The sequence below is a fragment of the Phaeobacter sp. JH20_26 genome (genome assembly GCF_048056275.1).
GTDB lineage: Bacteria > Pseudomonadota > Alphaproteobacteria > Rhodobacterales > Rhodobacteraceae > Phaeobacter > Phaeobacter bryozoorum.
This window is the reverse complement of record NZ_JAYMWL010000013.1, coordinates 651963-667933: the sequence shown is the minus strand read 5'-3', so window position 1 is coordinate 667933 and position 15971 is coordinate 651963. Positions and strand designations below refer to the sequence as shown.

Below are 15971 nucleotides of genomic sequence, written 5' to 3'. Positions count from 1 at the left end.
TCAAAGCCCCCCAAGGACGGTTTCGATGTAGGCGGTTGGGGTGAACAGCTGGGCCGCCGTGGCGTCGGCATAGCGGGTCATCGGCCCGGCAAAGACGGTGAGCAGCACAATCGCCCCCATCAGCCCAAAGCAGACAACAAGCGGCAGGACCGGCGCCGCCGCTGGGGCTGGGGTGGCGTTGCCGTCGAGAAGATCCTCGTCACCTGCATCGGATGCGACCGTGCCGTCGGTTGCCTGCAGACCATGGCTTTTCCAGAAGATCAGCGTGCCTGCACGAGCCAGACCAACGATGGTCACAAGCGAGCCGAGCAGAATGACCGCCCAGATCCACCAGACCAGGTCATGATCGCGCGCGGCATCCATCACCAGCAGCTTACCGATGAAGCCGGAGACTGGTGGCATACCGGCCAGCGCGATAGCGGCGATAAAGAACATCACCGACAGCAAGCCGCTCTGCGGCATCAGACGAAGGGCGGCAATAGCACCGCCCTGGCGTTCCATGACCTGATCGGCAATCAGGAACATCAGCGCCGTCGCCAGCGTCGAATGGACGATGTAGTAGAGTGCGGCTCCGGTTGCGGCAGGGGTGAACAGGGCAATGGAAATCAGCAGTGTTCCCATCGAGGTGATCGCCCCAAAGGCGACCAGTCGCCCGATCTCGCGCGAGCCGAGGACACCGATGGCGCCGACGACCAGCGTGACCATGGCGGCAGGCAGCAGCCAATCGCCGACCAGCCCTTCGGTGATCGCAACATCCGGGCCAAAGATCAGCGTGTAGACTCGCAGGATTGCATAGGCGCCGACCTTTGTCATGATCGCAAACAGCGCGGCCAACGGCAGCGGGGCATGGCTGTAGGAGGCGGGCAGCCAGAAATGCAGCGGCAGCACCGCAGCCTTGATCGCGAAGACCAGCAGCAGCATGACCGCACCAACGCGCAGCAGGGCGGTTTCCTCGCCCGACATCTCGGCCACGCGCACCGCCAGATCGGCCATGTTCAGCGTGCCGGTGACGGCGTAAATCGTGCCGAGCGCAAACAGGAACAGGGTCGAGCCCAGGAGGTTATAGACCACATATTGCACGCCGGCCTGAAACCGCTTGGCGCCGCCTGCGTGGATCATCAACCCGTAGGAGGCAATCAGCAGCACTTCGAAGAACACGAACAGGTTGAAGGCATCGCCCGTCATGAAGGCGCCGAGAATGCCCATGATCTGGAACTGGAACAGCGCGTGGAAATTGGCGCCGCGAGAATCCCAGCCGGTGCCAATCGCGTAGAGCACGACAGCCAGCGCCAGAACCGATGTCAGGACGATCATCATTGCCGACAGGCGATCCAGCACCAGCACGATGCCAAAAGGCGCAGGCCAGTCGCCCAGCTCATAGACCTGCACGGTGCCGTCGGCGGCCTGCGCTGCCAGCGCCAGGGTCAGGCAGAGCACCAGCAGGCTGCTGGCGACCGAGAAGATCCGTTGCAGGTCCAGATGGTAGCGCAGGACCATGATAATAAAGGGCGCGACGATTGCCGGCAGGACAATCGGCGCAATCACGAGGTGGTTCATGCGTCATCTCCAACTTTGGCATCATCATCGCTGAGATTGATCCGGTCATCCTGCGACGACAGATAGGCCCCCAGCGCAATCATCACCACAACGGCCGTCATGCCAAAGGAGATCACGATCGCGGTCAGCACCAGAGCCTGCGGCAGCGGGTCGGTATAGGGGACCTCTTCGTATTTATTGAGGATCGCAGGGGCGTTGGTCATCAAGCGGCCAGTGGCAAACAGGAACACGTTCACCGCATAGGAGATCAGTGACAGCCCGAGGATGACGGGAAAGCTGCGTCGGCGCAGGATCAGGTAGATGCCGGCCGCGGTCAGGACGCCCACGGCCGAAGCGACTAGAATTTCCATAGTCAGCCCTCGTTCTCGGTCATGGCCACGTCATCGCGGGCCGGGTTGATATCCATCGCGTGGGTGCTGTCGGTGCCAGGCTGCCAGGCAAAGCGTGACAGGCTCTCCAGCGCCAGCAGCACAGCGCCAACAACTGCCAGAAACACGCCAAGGTCGAACAGCGCAGCAGTTGCCCATTCAAATTCTTCCAGCGGTTCCCAGTGGATGTACCCAAAGGCGCTGGTCAGGAAGGGCTTGCCGCTGAACCATGATCCCATGCCGGTTGCGGCGGCGATCAGCACACCGGATCCGATGATGCCATGATAGGGGTAGCGCTGCCGCTCGGTCGCCCAGGCAAAGCCCGACGCCATATATTGCATGATGACCGCAATCGCCGCGATCAGCCCGGCGATAAAGCCGCCACCGGGCAGGTTGTGCCCCCGGAAGAAGATATAGGCCGCCACCATCAGCGCCAGCGGCATCATCACGCGTGTCGCCACCACCATCATCATCGGATGCGAGTCACCGGCCTGCGGCAGATCGGGCTTGCGGTTCAGCAGATAGGCCCGCACTCGGGTGCCCAGCACCGCCTCGGTCAGCGCAAAGATCACCAGCGCGGCAATGCCAAGAACGATGATCTCGCCAAAGGTGTCGAAGCCTCGGAAATCCACCAGGATCACATTGACGACATTGGTGCCGCCGCCGCCCTTGTAGGAGTTTTCAAGGTGGAAGCCGGAAATCGTCTCACCGATGAAATCACGGGTCATCAGTGCATAGATCAGCCCCGCAACCCCAAGGCCTGAGATGCCGGCAATGGAGATGTCACGCAGGCGGGCGCCGCCAGAGCTTTCGACCGGGGTTTCCTTGGGCATGAAGTTCAGCGCCAGCAGCATCAGAATGATGGTGACCACTTCGACCGAAATCTGCGTCAGAGCGAGATCCGGCGCTGACATGTAGTTAAAGCCCATCGACACCACCAGTCCAACAACGCCGATCAGAACCAGCGCCAGCAGGCGGTTGCGGTGCATGGCAACCAGAAAACCGGTTGCGATCAGCAGGCTGGCCCAGCCAAGGATCGGGATCAGCCCGACATCCTGAAGGCTGCGGGTCGGCGCCGCCAATGTGCCGGATTGATAGGCATAGAAGGACAGTACCGCGGTAAAGGTGATCATGATCCCGGCATAGCGTGGCATCGAGCCATTGTGCATACCGTCGGTAATGGCACGCGAAAGCCGTGTGAGCGCGCCGATCAGCGCCTCGAAAATCACCTTCGCCTCCGGGCGCGGTGCGGCATCCCACATACGCATCAGCGGTTTGTGCAGCATCAGCAGGACGGCACCCCCGGCAACCGCCGCCATCGACATATAAAGCGCCGGAGTAAATCCGTGCCAGAGTTTCAGCGAATAATAGGGCAGTTTCTCGCCACCAATCACGGCAGAGGCCGCAGTGGCCACCAACGGCCCGACGATCTTGGCCGAGAACAGGCCGATCAGCACGACAAGACCAACCAGAAACGCAGGGGCCAGCCACATGCCGGTGCCGGGATCATGCGGGGTCGCAGGGTAGTCGTCACGCCTTGGCCCGAGGAAGACATGGGCGATGAAGCGGAACGAATAGGCGGCGGAGAACAAGGCCCCCAGTAGCGCTAGACCCGGCACCAGATAATGTGAACCCGCCCAGACCGTGTGAACGGTTTCCTCCAGCATCATCTCCTTCGACAGGAAACCGTTGAAGGGCGGAATGCCAGCCATCGACAGGGCCGCGACTGTGGCGATGGCAAAGGTGATCGGCATCAGGTGCCGCAGGCCGCCCAGCCGTTTGATGTCGCGGGTGTGGGCCTCGTGGTCGACAATGCCCGCGCTCATAAACAGAGCCGCCTTGAAGGTGGCATGGTTGATGATGTGGAAAACGGCGGCGACGGCAGCAAATTTGGTGCCGAACCCCAGCAGCATGGTGATCAGGCCCAGGTGGCTGACGGTGGAAAACGCCAGAAGCGCCTTCAGATCATCCTTGAACAGGGCAATGATCGCCCCCAGCACCATCGTGATCAGACCCGTCGTTGCGACGATGTAGAACCATTCCGGCGTACCGGCCAACACAGGCCACATCCGCGCCATCAGGAACAGGCCTGCCTTCACCATGGTTGCGGAGTGGAGATAGGCCGACACCGGCGTCGGTGCGGCCATGGCGTGCGGCAGCCAGAAATGAAACGGGAACTGCGCCGATTTGGTGAAGGCGCCAATCAGGATCAGGATCAGGGCCGGCAGATAGAGCGGCGAAGCCTGAATGACCTCCTTTGCGCCTAGGATCACGGTCAGATCATAAGACCCGACGATATTGCCGAGGATCAGCATGCCACCGATCATGGCAAGGCCACCGGCGCCGGTAACAGTCAGCGCCATTCGCGCGCCCTGACGTCCTTCGGGCAGATGCTTCCAGTAGCCGATCAGCAGGAAGGAACTGAGCGACGTCAGCTCCCAGAAGATCAGCAGCAGCAGAATGTTGTCCGAGGTGACAATCCCCACCATCGCGCCCTGAAACAGCAGCAGATAGGTGTAGAAATTACCCATCGGATCCTCGCGCGACAGGTAGAACCGGGCATAGAGGATGATCAGCAGGCCAATTCCAAGGATCAGCCCGGCAAAGAGAAAGCCCAGGCCGTCGAGGAAGAAATTGGCATTCAGCCCAAGCGCCGGCAGCCAGTCGAATTGCGCCTGAATAACTTCGCCGCGCATCACCGCCGGGGCGTGCAGCATCAGTCCGACAAACGCGAGCAATGTTGTCAGGCCTGCCGCCGATGCCGAGGCATTGCGCCCGGCACGGATCAATAGCGCGGGGAATACCGCGCCGAGAAAGGGCAGGGCTGCAATCAGGAACAGGGACACGTGCGGTTCTCCTCCATGCACAAGGCCAGATCGTTTGGTGCCTAAGCAATTTTTCGCAACTGTGCCAGCCCCGACCGCGCCTGCAAACCCTGCAATGGCAGCGATCCGGTGAGTTTTTTGCCCGCCGCAGCAATTTGGCGCGGCCCGGTGTCAGGTTGACAACAACTTGATCACCATGCGGGATGTCTCAGGCTGAACACTTTGCAGGAACCTGCTAGGTCTTGGGTCATGTAGGACGGCGCCGGCAGCGCGGGGAGAGGCCAGATGTCGCATTCTCAATCAAAACGGTCAGATAACTCCGGCCCTCAGACTGATGGCGCGGACAGTGACCCGGCAGCTGAGGCGGAGGCGCGTGATCCGTTGATCTCGCGGCGTCGATTGCTGCGGGCCGGTGTGGCCTTCGCCGGGATCGCCATTGCGGGGGGCGGTGGATATACATGGTGGCGCAGGCAACCCCCGGCCCATGACCGTCCCCGCCTGTCGGTTGAGGACGCATTTGCCAGGGCCAAGGCGGGGGAGCTGATCCTGGTAGATATCCGCACACCGCGTGAGTGGCGGGCCAGCGGTGTGCCAGTGGGCAGCCATCAGATCGACATGCGGCGTGAGGATTTTCTGGCCGCGCTTGATCACGTCACCGGTGGTGATCGCAGCGCGCCGCTGGCCCTGATCTGCGCGCGCGGTGTGCGCTCCGCCCGGGTGACGCTGGCGCTGGACGCGGCCGGTTATACAAATGTGATCGACGTGCCGGAGGGGATGCTCGGCTCCGCCGCCGGGCCGGGATGGCTGCGCAGCAATCTGCCGGTCGCGCGCTGGACGGGGCAGGGCTGATGAAACAGGTGATAGCAGGTATGTGGCGCCTCTGGCCGGGCGTAAGCGTTGCTCTGTCGGGCCTGCTTTTCGGCTCGGCGCTACAGGCTGGATGCGGGCCCCTTGCCGATGCCTGCCAGATTGACGGGGGCGACTATCACATCGTGCTGCCGGATACCGGCGATGAGAAAGCGCTGCCGGCGGTGATGTTCCTGCACGGCTACGGCGGGTCGGGTGAGGCTGCACTGCGCAATCGCGCGATGGTCGATGGGTTGAACGATCGGGGCTACGCGGTGATCGCCCCCACGGCGCTGCCGCGCAATCCCGGTGGCCCTCGCTCTTGGGCGTTCTTGCCGGATTTCGGTGGCCGCGACGAATCCGCGTTTTTTGAGGCGGTGCTGGCAGATGCTGAACATAGGTTTAATATCGACCGGAAATCCGTTGTTTTATCAGGATTTTCCGCAGGTGCCTTCATGGTCAGCTATCTGGCCTGTGCAACCCCCGATCAATTTGCCGCTTACGCAACGATTGCGGGCAGTTTCTGGCGGCCGCAGCCTGAGAGCTGCACCGGTCCGGTGCGTTTGATGCACACTCACGGATGGCGCGATGAGGTGGTGCCGCTGGAAGGCCGATACCTTGGCAATCGTCGTTTTCAGCAGGGAGATATCTTTGCCGGGCTTGAGCTGTGGCGCGATACCAACGGCTGCACGACACATGCGCCAAGCCACAGCGGATCTGAAGGAGGCACCCTGCGGCGCCGATGGGCCTGCGGTACAGGCGCGGATATCGACGTGGTGCTTTTCGACGGCGGGCACCGGGTGCCGGAGGGCTGGGCCGCATGGCTTGCCGATTGGTTCGAGGATCGCCCGCTGTCGCAGTAGTGCAACACATGGCGTCGATGAGGCGGCTGTGAATTCTCAATAAAAAATTCCGGAGAAACCTGATGGTTCCTGCCGGAATTTTCAATTTGATGCAAATTGTGGATATTTTCGCCTGAACTGTCTTTTTTACTCAGCGGCTGTGGGATGGGCGGGGGATCGCTCCAATGCCAGACGCAACCTGTCCCGTCTGGCACGGGCGATGCGGGTGATGCGGGGCTCGTTATGGACCTCACGGGTGGCCAGAAGGGCTTTGGCAAAGCGCTGCAACGGTACGCCCGACAGGGCCGAAAGGGGCACCGCAAGGATCAGCGATACGGCGATTGGCAATAGCCAGACGGATACCACGCCGGCGAGAATCCCCGTCCACAGCGCGATGCCGCTGACGGTTTCCAGCGCGTGGCAGGTGAACAGCGTGCGCCAGGAGTAGCTGCCACCGTCGCGTGCCTGCGGCGCCCATCCCTTTTGGAGGCCAAAGGCGGTGCGCAGTACCGCGATCATCTGCTGAACCATCAGGATCGGCGCATAAAGGATCGCGAGCAGGATTTCCGTCAACAGTGACAGGGCAAAGGCGCCCGCGCCGCCATAGTCGGAGAAGCGGCTCCCGGTCATCGGCAGCGCCGCCACGGCCAGAAGCTTTGGGGCGAGCAGCATGGCATAGATGAGCAGGATCACCAGCACATGGCGCGGCTCTGACATGTCCGGCCAGGAGGGCATCAGCGGATTGGTTTCACTGAAATAGGTCAGGACCGAGGCTTCCTCGCCACGTCCGATGAGCGCCCAGATCACCAGCAGGGCGAACCAGACTGGGGCCATCAGGTAGCCGATGGCCCCATGCAGCAGATGAAAGCGCGACAAGGCGCGAAACCCCTTGGCGTTGAGCAGGTTCAGGTGCTGTAGATTGCCCTGACACCAGCGCCGATCCCGCAGCACGTGATCAATCAGCGTCTGCGGAGTTTCTTCGTAAGACCCACGAATGCGGGGCAGGAACTGCACGCTCCAACCGGCGCGACGCAGCAGCCCGGCCTCCACGAAATCATGACTCATGATCAGCTTTTCACCACCAAAGACAGAGCGCAGCGGCGGCAGCCCCGCACAGGCGGCAAAGGCACGGGTGCGGATGATCGCATTATGCCCCCAGTAATTGCCTTCATGCCCTGCCCAGCGGGCCAGACCTTCGGCCAGAGCCAGGCCGTAGACGCCATTGGCAAACTGCTGCATCCGGCCAAAGACGGAATGCGCACCTATCAGCTGCGGATAGCTCTGGATCAGACCTGCGCCGGGATCGCGGGCCAGCGCGTCGGCCAGATGGGCAATGGCGCGCCCGGTCATCAGGCTGTCGGCATCGAGCACCAGCATGGCGTCCCAGCCGGCGCCCCACCGGCGCACCCAGTCGGCGATATTGCCGACCTTGCGTCCTGCATTGTCATTGCGGCGCCGATAATAGAGCTGGGCCCCTGCGGGGAGCATACTGCGCAGGGCCTCGACACTGGCACGTTCCTCTGCGGCGATGGCGTCGTCACGGGTGTCGGACAGGATGAACATTGCATAGTCATGGACACCGCCACGGGCGTGCAGCTCTTCCAGCATGGATTGGGCACTGCCAAGTACATACCAGGGGACCTCGTTGTAGATCGGCATCAGGAGCGCGACCTTCATCCGCTGCGGGCGGCCTCGTCCCAGCGCGCGGGGGCGCTGGGACAGGCCCCAGAGACCCAGAAGAACGGTAGAGACCGAAAAGCAGATCCAGAAGAAATTGAACGCGATCAACACCAGAAGTGCGACCTCCAGCATGGAAAACCCGTCTGCCGCGAACCAGTCCTTCATACCCCAGGTCAACAGCCCCGTAGCGGCCATCGCCGGAGAGAAGGCCAGAACACGCCATAGCGCCACCTGACGCTGGCTTGACTCGCTGGGCTGTCCGCCGGTTGCCGCGCTGTCACCGGGTAAGGGGCAGGCGTGATCCTGAAAATGGGCACCGAAATTCTGCTCTGGCATAGCCAGCGGTTGTTCCGGTGGGGTCAGGGAGAAATTGGTCATTTGGTCCACCGGTAAAGCCAGACTTCGGAGGCGGGCTGATCATCCTTGCGCAGTTCAGCGCGCAATTCGACGTGGTCGCGTTCGCCCGGGTCAAAGGCAAAGGCCAACCGCACCCCGCCAGTTTCCGGGTTTTGCTGCAAGACGCCTTCGGTTGGGGTGACATGAGGTGACGTGACATGCGCCTTTAGATCATCAACGCCACCGGCAAACAGCGGATGGGCGGCGAAATCGATGGTGATGATCCGACCCGGATCACCAAAGATGCGCGCGCCCGCGGCGGTGTTGATCACCTGTGGCACCGGCAGATCCGGGCCGTTGCCCCAGGTCAGCCGATAGTCAATGGCAATCTCTGAGCCAGGGGCGTAGCTGTCGCGGGGGCGCCAATAGGCCACGATATTGTCGTAGATTTCCTTGTCCGCCGGGATTTCGACCAGCGTGACGGCGCCTTTGCCCCAATCACCCTTCGGCTCAACCCAGAGCGCCGGGCGCTGGTGATAATGCGCTTCCAGATCCTCATAATCAGACAGCAGCCGCGGGCGCTGCATCAGGCCAAAGCCACGCGGGTTTTCATCGACAAAGGACGACAGCTGCAGCGTCTTGGGGTTGGCCAGTGGGCGCCACAGGGTCTCGCCGTTGCCGTTGACCACCAGCAGACCGTCGCTGTCGTGAACCGCAGGGCGGAAATCGTCAAACCGGTTGCGATTGGTCTGATCAAACAGGAACATCGAGGTGAGTGGTCCAAGCCCGATATTGTCCAGTTCCGCACGTGCAAACAGGCGCGCCTCGACATCCATCACCGTGTCTTGCCCCGGCAGTATGTCAAACCGGTAGGCCCCGGTGACAGACGGCGAATCCATCAGCGCATGGACGATCATGTTCTTTTGGCCAGGAACTGGAGCTTCGAGCCAGAAGGTAATGAATTCAGGGAATTCTTCGCCCTTGGAGGTAGCGGTATTCACCGCCAGGCCGCGCGCCGACAACCCATAGGTATGTGCAGCCCCGATGGCCCGGAAATAACTCGCGCCCTGGAATACGCAGAATTCCGTTTTCTTGCCGGGTTCCTTCAGATCGGTACGCAGTCGGAAACCGGAGTAGCCGAGGCTGTCGTCGACGCTGAGGTCGGGGGCTTTGTCGGTTTTGTCAAACAGCGACAGGTCAAAGGCCACCGGCTGGGCGAGGCCGTTATCCACGGTGTAGATCTCGACCGGGCGCGGGAAATAAAGGCCGGGCAGAAAGAAATCGACATTGTAGCTGCGCGGGGTCTTCGACCAGAGCGCATCGCGGCTGCGGAACCAGCGGGTCTGGTATTCCTCATAGGTCTGCTCCTGCCAGTCCTGCGGCACACTGGGGCGGGGCGCATAAGGGGCGGCCGCCAACTCGCGCGCCAGCGCCACAACCGTTTCGCGCGAGAATGCAGGGCCTCCGGTCGCACGCGCAGGCGAGGTCAGCGCGCCAAGCGCAAGCGGGGCCGTGCTGGCCAGGGCGGTTGCCAGAAAGGTGCGTCGCGAGAATTCTTTCATCTCTTGGTTTTCCATGGATGTGATTTGAACCAGGCAGCGATATAGGCGCAGCCGATGATCAGGCCAAACCCGTTGAGGTTAAAAAATGCAGTGGTCATGATCGACCTGTCGGTGAGATCCATGGCAAAGCCCAGCAACCGGGCCAGCGCCATGGAAAACACAAAGACCGCAAGTGATTGCTGACCGACTTTGGTGATCAGCGACAGCAGCACGGCCCAGATCCGGGCGGGTGTGGATTGCCCGGAGGCGATCAGACGGCGACCGCCTTCGCCCGCAACCACCCAGCCGAGGTAGGCCAGCGACAGGAAATGGCCATAGCGCAAAAGGCCAAAGTCGGTTTTTTCCCGCCATTCGGCTGTCAGCTGCCAGGTCGGTCGGATCAGCTCCGCCAGACCGGTGTTCCAGGCTTCGACCCAGAGGAAGACTTTCCAGGAGCCGAAGGGCGCCAGCAGGAGCAGATAGGCCGTGGCTATGATCATCAGTCCGCGTGAGACTGGCGGGGCGGGCAGCCAGCCTTTCATGAAGGCAAAGCCGGTGAAGAACAGCAGCTGCCAGCCAAAGGGGTTGAAAAACCATTCGCGGCTCGACCAGGGTTCGGCGGAGAGCGACAGCCCATTCGGCCCGAGGCCGATCATATACGGGTTGGCCAGCAGCCAGATCGCGATCGAGGTGGCCGCCACTGCCCAGACGCCGACGCGTTCCAGCCCCATCATCAGCGGCATCAGCCCCAACACGACGAGATACATCGGCAGAATGTCAAAGTAGTTTGGCACGTAGCTGAGCGTCATCAGCCCAACCAGCTGCGGCACCGGGTTTTCAAAGAACGGCAACAGGTTCAGCGAGGCAATATAGCTCTTGTCAAAAGCCCCGTAGAGATCCAGCGCCGCCATGGTGGTGGCGAGAAAGACAAACAGGCCGATATGGGCCCAGTAGACTTGCCAGCAGCGAAACACCACGCGCGCGCTGCCAATTAGCCATCCGCGGCGGGCAAAGGTGCCGCCAAAGGCGATGGCCGAGGCCATGCCCGAACAGAAGACAAAGATCTCCGTCGCGTCGGAGAAGCCAAACCGGGCCGGAATCCAGCCGGTCCAGCGGTTCCCGGGAATATGAGCGCACAGGATGATGAACATCGCAATGCCGCGGTAGAAATCCAGCCGGGGATCGCGAAGCGCTCGGGTCTGCGCGTCCGATTGCGGGGCAACCGGGCGATTGGCCACTGGAGTGGTCTCGGTGCCCTTGGCACCGGGAAAGGGCGAGATGGTCGCCATAAGCTGTTGTGTCCTTACTTTTGTTATTCTGCCGGGACGCTTTGCGCGCAGGGCGCGCCACGTCCGGCAGCGATCAGTGCACGGCGCGCCTGTGCATAGCTGTCCTCGGCGCCGCCCCGCTGGGCGCGCCGTTCGTTGAGGATGGCCTCCACCGCGTCCAGACGCCCCGCGCGGATGCCCGCATCAATGGTCACGCGTTCGAAAACGTCCCGCTGGGCATGGCTGCCCCCTGCCAGTTGCAGGGAACTGCGTCCGCTGGCGAGATAGCCGAAGGCTTCGCTGTAGTTACCTTCGCCAAAGGCCTCGAGCCCCAGCGCAAGGCCGCAGCCTGGCGTTGCCATGCGGCCATCGCTCTCGCTGGCGCCGCGACGCGCATCAGCGTGGATCCGCTGCACCAGCTGGCCAGCCTCAACCTTGCGATCATCGCCCACCAGTGCCAGAAGATAGTGAAGATCGGCAAAGATCAGGCAGCCGTCTTCGGTCCGGTTGGCACAGAGTTCTGCGAGTTCTTCCCAGCGGTCACCGATTGCAACGCCCTCTAGCTCCAGCCGCATCAGCAGTGAGGTGGCGTTGGAAATGTCACGGTAATCATCGGTTTTGTCTTTGCGGATCTCGTGATCGTATAGCGCCAGCACCTGTTCGGTCTGCCCCTGATCCAGATGCATCAGCGCCTTGTGCCACCAGACGTGGTAGCGAAAGTTGTTGCAATGCGCCCAGGCCTCTTCGCGACCGGTCAGCCAGTCAAGCCCGGCACGGGAGTTGCCCGTCATATCATGGACATGGGCCACCGCATGCAGGCCCCAGGCATCATCCGGTGCCATCCAGAGCGCCTGACGCCCGGTTGCTTCGGCCAGGTCATAAGCGCCGGTTTCCTCAAGCGAAAAGGCGTGGCATCCAAGCAGGTAACCGCGTCCGGCGTGATCCGGCGCATAGGCGGGCAGGACCCGCTCGATCGACCGGCGCATACCGGCGCTGTCGCCCAGGATGAAGCGGATCGCGTGGCTCAGCTTCATCGCCAGCGCGTCCTCGGGGTGGCTGCGCAGCACGGTCTCCATCTCTGCAATCGCCAGCGATGGACGGCCCTCCAGCCAGGCACCGAGCGCCGCGATATAGTGGCGTTCGCGTGGCAATGCACCATCCTCGGCGGCCTTGGCCGCAGCATAGGCGTCGCGTGCGGCCTGCATCAGTTCTGCCCGACCCAGCAGCAACACAAACATGCCCTTGGCCGCCTGGGCCATGGCAAACTCCGGTGCAGCCTCCAGCAGGGCGCCCAGATGTTGCGGCGCGGCAGCGCCGTGAGACAACACCCCCATCTGAACGCAGTTCCAGTTCTCGAGCGCCGCGGCGTTTGTCAGGCTGGTGTCCTGGCCAAAAATATCTTGCATCATCGTTTGTCCGATCCGTGTCAAAAACGAAAGCAGAGGTGCTTTGTCGTCGAGCCTAAAGCACGGCCGCGCGTCTCGCGATGCCCGCTCGCGGTTTGGTGAAGCGGCGTGTGCAATCTCGCCGGATTAATGGGCCAACCATATTGATTGACAGCGATTTCCCGCATTTTTTGTAATCTGGCAAGCCCGTGCAGCGCGACTTTGGCCGAACACCGCCAGTTTCTGTAACACTCGGCCAGATCCTGCCGGTTGCAAGCCCGAGAAACAGGCGTTTTCTGCGGTGTCTTAAGGGGATAGCAGAGATATTGAGCAGGCAGCCGCCCCAGGGTGATGGGGCGTCTGCCTGTTCTCGGTCGGCGCCGCGCCGCTATCTTAGTTGTCGTCTTCCGAAAACGGGTCCGCGGTCCTGGCAAGGAGGTCGCTGTCTGCGCCGCAGATTGGAGGCGCATGGCGGTAGGTCACCGGCGTCCGGGAGAATTTGAGCGGATTGCCAAGCAACCGTACTGGCCCCGCCGCCGAGGACATTTCAATTGTCATATCCCGCGCCGCCACCTGATCAGAGGCAAAAACCTGATCGAGCGTCTGCACCGGTCCTGCTGGCACCTTGCGGGCCTCCATCGCGGCGATCACCTCATCGGTGCGGTATTGGCGCAGCGCCGGTACTAGGATATCGGCGAGCGCGTCGCGGTGCTGCAAGCGGGCCGGGTTGGTTGCAAAGCGCGGGTCCCGCGCCAGCCCGTCCAGACCGAGAAAAGATAGGAAGCGGCCAAATTGCGCGTCATTGCCGACCGCGAGGATCACATGGCCATCTGAGGTCTCATATAACCCATATGGCACGATGCTGGGATGCTCATTACCGCGCCGTTTGGGGGCGCTGCCAGTGTTGAGTGTTGCCACACCTTCGTTGATCAGCCATGCGATCTGCGCATCCACCAGCGCGATATCGACCTGCTGGCCTTCGCCGGTCTGTTCCTTGTGGCGCAGCGCCGCGAGGATGCCGACACAGGCATACATGCCGCACATTACGTCGGCGATGCCGACGCCAACCTTCATCGGTCGGCCCTCAGGCTCACCGGTGAGCGACATGATCCCGCCATAGCCCTGTGCCATCAGGTCATAGCCGGGTTTATGGGCATTGGGTCCAGTCTGGCCGTAGCCGGAGATCGAACCATAGACCAGATGCGGGAACTCTGCGTGCAGGCTCTCGTAGTCGAGGCCGTAATTGGCAAGCCCGCCGGGTTTGAAGTTTTCCAGCAGAATATCGGCTTCGGCGGCGAGACGACGTATGACCTGCTGGCCCTCGGTCGTGGCGATGTCCACCTCAACCGAGCGCTTATTGCGGTTTGCAGCCATGAAATAGGCCGACAGATCCGACTGGTGACCGTCTCCATCCACCACATAGGGCGGCCCCCACTGCCGGGTGTCATCGCCCCCGGTTCGCGGGTTTTCGACCTTGAGAACACTGGCCCCCAGATCTCCCAGCATCTGGGTGCAGGTCGGCCCTGCCAGAATGCGGGACAGGTCCAGCACCTTGACGCCAGTCAGCGGGCCATGGGGCAGCTTGGCTTCGGATGTCCGGTCAGATGAGCCCATCATAGGCCTCCCGCTCGAATTCTGCGGCAATGACGGTGAAACGCTCGGCCTGCTGTGCCTCTTGCAAGGCAGCGCGCAGGCCTGCGCGGTCGCGGACCCTGACGCCATGGCCGCCAAAGGCCCGGCCCATCGCGGCAAAGTCGTGCTGGCCGAAGTCGACGCCAGCGTTATCCAGCCGTCGCTGTCGCTGCTTCAGATCGATCAATGCGAGGCTGGCATCGACGAACACGACAAAGATCGGCGCAACGCCAAGCTCGGCGGCGGTGGACAACTCGCCCGCCACCATCAGGAAACCCGCATCACCGGAGAAGCTGACAACCGTGCGCTGCGGCTCTGCCAGTTTGCGGCCAATGGCCATCGGCACCGCGCAGCCCATGGTGCAGAGGCCCGAGGATTGGATCAGGGCGCGAGGCTCATGGCAGCTCCACATCTGCGAGAGCAAGATCCGATGGGCGCCGCTGTCTGCCGTCGCCAGCGTATCGCCGGGCAGGGTGGCCTGACATTCGGCAACGATCGCAGCGGGTCCCCAGTCCGCCTGCGGGGTGAAGGCGGAGCGAAGGGCTGCCCGGGCCACCTCAGGCTGACCTTCGGGCCAGCGCCGAGGGGACGGCTGCGTGTCATCGGCGAGCTGCGCCCCAACCGTCAGGGCGCGCAGACTGGGCGCAAGACCGGCAACCAGCGTCAGAGTGGCCGAGTGCATGTAGTGGGTGTTGTCCTCGGCGCAGATATCAATCACCCGCTGGCGGGAACAATCCCAGGCGTTGCGCCAGCCCGGGCGCATCTCGATTGGATCGTACCCCAGCGCAAGAACCAGATCGGCCTCGCGCACCAGCGGCAGCAGGTGACAATCGGCGAGCGGCGACAGCCCGGCGCCGCCAAGGCAAAGCGGGTGCTTCTCAGGCAGGATGCCCTTGGCCTTGTAGCTGGTTACAAAAGGGATCTGGTAGTGTTCGAGAAAGGCCAGAAGCGGCGCGGATGCGGCCTCGGCAACAGCGTCAAGACCGATCACCGCCAGCGGGCGCTCGGCCTCGGTAAGCCACGCGCGCGCCTGCGCCAGGTCAGCGGGCTGCGGTTGCGTTGCTCTGGCAGGCGCGAGGCAAGGACGGTGGGGGCCGCCAGGGGAATCGGCGACGGAGATCGGCACATCGATATGCACCGGCCCATTGCGCGGCGCTGTTGCGATCCGCACCGCCTTGTCGGCGATCACACCGGCAGCCTCGGCGTCGAGGCGATAGCTGGCCTTGGTGATCGGGGCAAAAACCGCCTGATGGTCCAGTACCTGATGGGTATAGGTGGCCGCTTCCGCCGCATCCACACATCCTGTCAGCACCAGCATCGGCACCCGGTCCTGATGCGCATTGGCGACAACGTTCACCCCATTGAGCGCCCCCGGGCCCAGCGTGGCCACAAGGATAACCGGTGCGCCATCGCTGTGGTGCACGCCTTCGCCCATGAAACCGGCGCTGTTCTCGTGTTTGGCAAGGTGAAAGCGGATGCCCGCCTTGGTCAGCGCATCGACAAGCGTCAGCACTTCGCCACCGGGCATGCCGAAGGCATGGCGGCATCCGGCGGCATATAGTCGCCGGGCCAGCACATCCGCCGCGCGCAATGGTTCTGTGGCCGTCGCAGCCGCGGTGTCGGTCTGTGTCATGAGATCCACCCTTCGTGAACAAGTGCCGCCAAATTGCCGGAACCGGGCAAGGTTGCAA

General features: G+C 62.5%; 11 protein-coding genes. 2 read left to right on the top strand and 9 right to left on the bottom strand.

Translation table 11 applies throughout. The features are described from left to right. The 3 genes from VWY60_RS08960 to VWY60_RS08950 are packed head-to-tail and all read right to left on the bottom strand — an operon-like array spanning window position 1 to window position 4771. On the bottom strand, window positions 1-1557 hold the full coding sequence (locus tag VWY60_RS08960) for a monovalent cation/H+ antiporter subunit D (RefSeq protein ID WP_416540317.1): 1557 nt from the start codon (window positions 1555-1557) through the stop codon (window positions 1-3). Then, window positions 1554-1907, bottom strand: coding sequence for a Na+/H+ antiporter subunit C (locus tag VWY60_RS08955; RefSeq protein WP_340545289.1), 354 nt, complete (start codon window positions 1905-1907; stop codon window positions 1554-1556). The genes VWY60_RS08960 and VWY60_RS08955 overlap by 4 nt, the downstream gene beginning before the upstream one ends. 2 nt (window positions 1908-1909) lie before the next feature. Continuing rightward, complete coding sequence (locus VWY60_RS08950) at window positions 1910-4771, bottom strand: monovalent cation/H+ antiporter subunit A (RefSeq protein ID WP_416538620.1); 2862 nt, start codon at window positions 4769-4771, stop codon at window positions 1910-1912. Between the two features lie 264 nt (window positions 4772-5035). Between VWY60_RS08950 and VWY60_RS08945 the strand changes: the two genes are divergently transcribed. Beyond that, window positions 5036-5599: a rhodanese-like domain-containing protein gene (locus VWY60_RS08945; protein ID WP_416540316.1), complete on the top strand. Its 564-nt coding sequence runs from the start codon at window positions 5036-5038 to the stop codon at window positions 5597-5599. Further along, window positions 5599-6459 (top strand): alpha/beta hydrolase family esterase, encoded by an 861-nt coding sequence (locus tag VWY60_RS08940; protein WP_416540315.1) that lies wholly within the window; start codon window positions 5599-5601, stop codon window positions 6457-6459. Before VWY60_RS08945 ends, VWY60_RS08940 begins: the two co-directional genes overlap by 1 nt. A 126-nt stretch (window positions 6460-6585) precedes the next feature. Here VWY60_RS08940 and mdoH read toward each other — a convergent pair whose 3' ends face one another. From mdoH to VWY60_RS08910, 6 genes are all read right to left on the bottom strand, one after another. Then, window positions 6586-8496, bottom strand: coding sequence for a glucans biosynthesis glucosyltransferase MdoH (gene mdoH / locus VWY60_RS08935; protein ID WP_416540314.1), 1911 nt, complete (start codon window positions 8494-8496; stop codon window positions 6586-6588). After that, the gene (locus VWY60_RS08930; RefSeq protein ID WP_416540313.1) at window positions 8493-10016 is read right to left on the bottom strand and encodes a glucan biosynthesis protein; all 1524 of its coding nucleotides are present in this window, start codon (window positions 10014-10016) and stop codon (window positions 8493-8495) included. The genes mdoH and VWY60_RS08930 overlap by 4 nt, the downstream gene beginning before the upstream one ends. Next, on the bottom strand, window positions 10013-11284 hold the full coding sequence (locus VWY60_RS08925) for an OpgC family protein (protein ID WP_416540312.1): 1272 nt from the start codon (window positions 11282-11284) through the stop codon (window positions 10013-10015). Before VWY60_RS08925 ends, VWY60_RS08930 begins: the two co-directional genes overlap by 4 nt. 23 nt (window positions 11285-11307) lie before the next feature. Beyond that, window positions 11308-12672: a tetratricopeptide repeat protein gene (locus tag VWY60_RS08920; RefSeq protein WP_340545296.1), complete on the bottom strand. Its 1365-nt coding sequence runs from the start codon at window positions 12670-12672 to the stop codon at window positions 11308-11310. Window positions 12673-13041: 369 nt separating this feature from the next. Further along, the gene (locus VWY60_RS08915; protein ID WP_416540311.1) at window positions 13042-14262 is read right to left on the bottom strand and encodes a CaiB/BaiF CoA transferase family protein; all 1221 of its coding nucleotides are present in this window, start codon (window positions 14260-14262) and stop codon (window positions 13042-13044) included. Continuing rightward, entirely contained in the window at window positions 14249-15913 is a 1665-nt protein-coding gene (locus tag VWY60_RS08910; RefSeq protein WP_416540310.1) for a thiamine pyrophosphate-binding protein, read from the bottom strand. Before VWY60_RS08910 ends, VWY60_RS08915 begins: the two co-directional genes overlap by 14 nt. Between the last annotated feature and the right edge of the window lie 58 nt (window positions 15914-15971).

What these genes read in the sequence shown, in the direction of transcription:
- VWY60_RS08925 (WP_416540312.1), bottom strand. Translation starts at nt 11,284, where the DNA reads ATGGCGACCATCTCGCCCTTTCCCGGTGCCAAGGGCACCGAGACCACT.
- VWY60_RS08940 (WP_416540315.1), top strand. Translation starts at nt 5,599, where the DNA reads ATGAAACAGGTGATAGCAGGTATGTGGCGCCTCTGGCCGGGCGTAAGC.
- VWY60_RS08910 (WP_416540310.1), bottom strand. Translation starts at nt 15,913, where the DNA reads ATGACACAGACCGACACCGCGGCTGCGACGGCCACAGAACCATTGCGC.
- VWY60_RS08920 (WP_340545296.1), bottom strand. Translation starts at nt 12,672, where the DNA reads ATGATGCAAGATATTTTTGGCCAGGACACCAGCCTGACAAACGCCGCG.
- VWY60_RS08915 (WP_416540311.1), bottom strand. Translation starts at nt 14,262, where the DNA reads ATGGGCTCATCTGACCGGACATCCGAAGCCAAGCTGCCCCATGGCCCG.
- VWY60_RS08930 (WP_416540313.1), bottom strand. Translation starts at nt 10,016, where the DNA reads ATGAAAGAATTCTCGCGACGCACCTTTCTGGCAACCGCCCTGGCCAGC.
- VWY60_RS08945 (WP_416540316.1), top strand. Translation starts at nt 5,036, where the DNA reads ATGTCGCATTCTCAATCAAAACGGTCAGATAACTCCGGCCCTCAGACT.
- mdoH (WP_416540314.1), bottom strand. Translation starts at nt 8,496, where the DNA reads ATGACCAATTTCTCCCTGACCCCACCGGAACAACCGCTGGCTATGCCA.
- VWY60_RS08955 (WP_340545289.1), bottom strand. Translation starts at nt 1,907, where the DNA reads ATGGAAATTCTAGTCGCTTCGGCCGTGGGCGTCCTGACCGCGGCCGGC.
- VWY60_RS08960 (WP_416540317.1), bottom strand. Translation starts at nt 1,557, where the DNA reads ATGAACCACCTCGTGATTGCGCCGATTGTCCTGCCGGCAATCGTCGCG.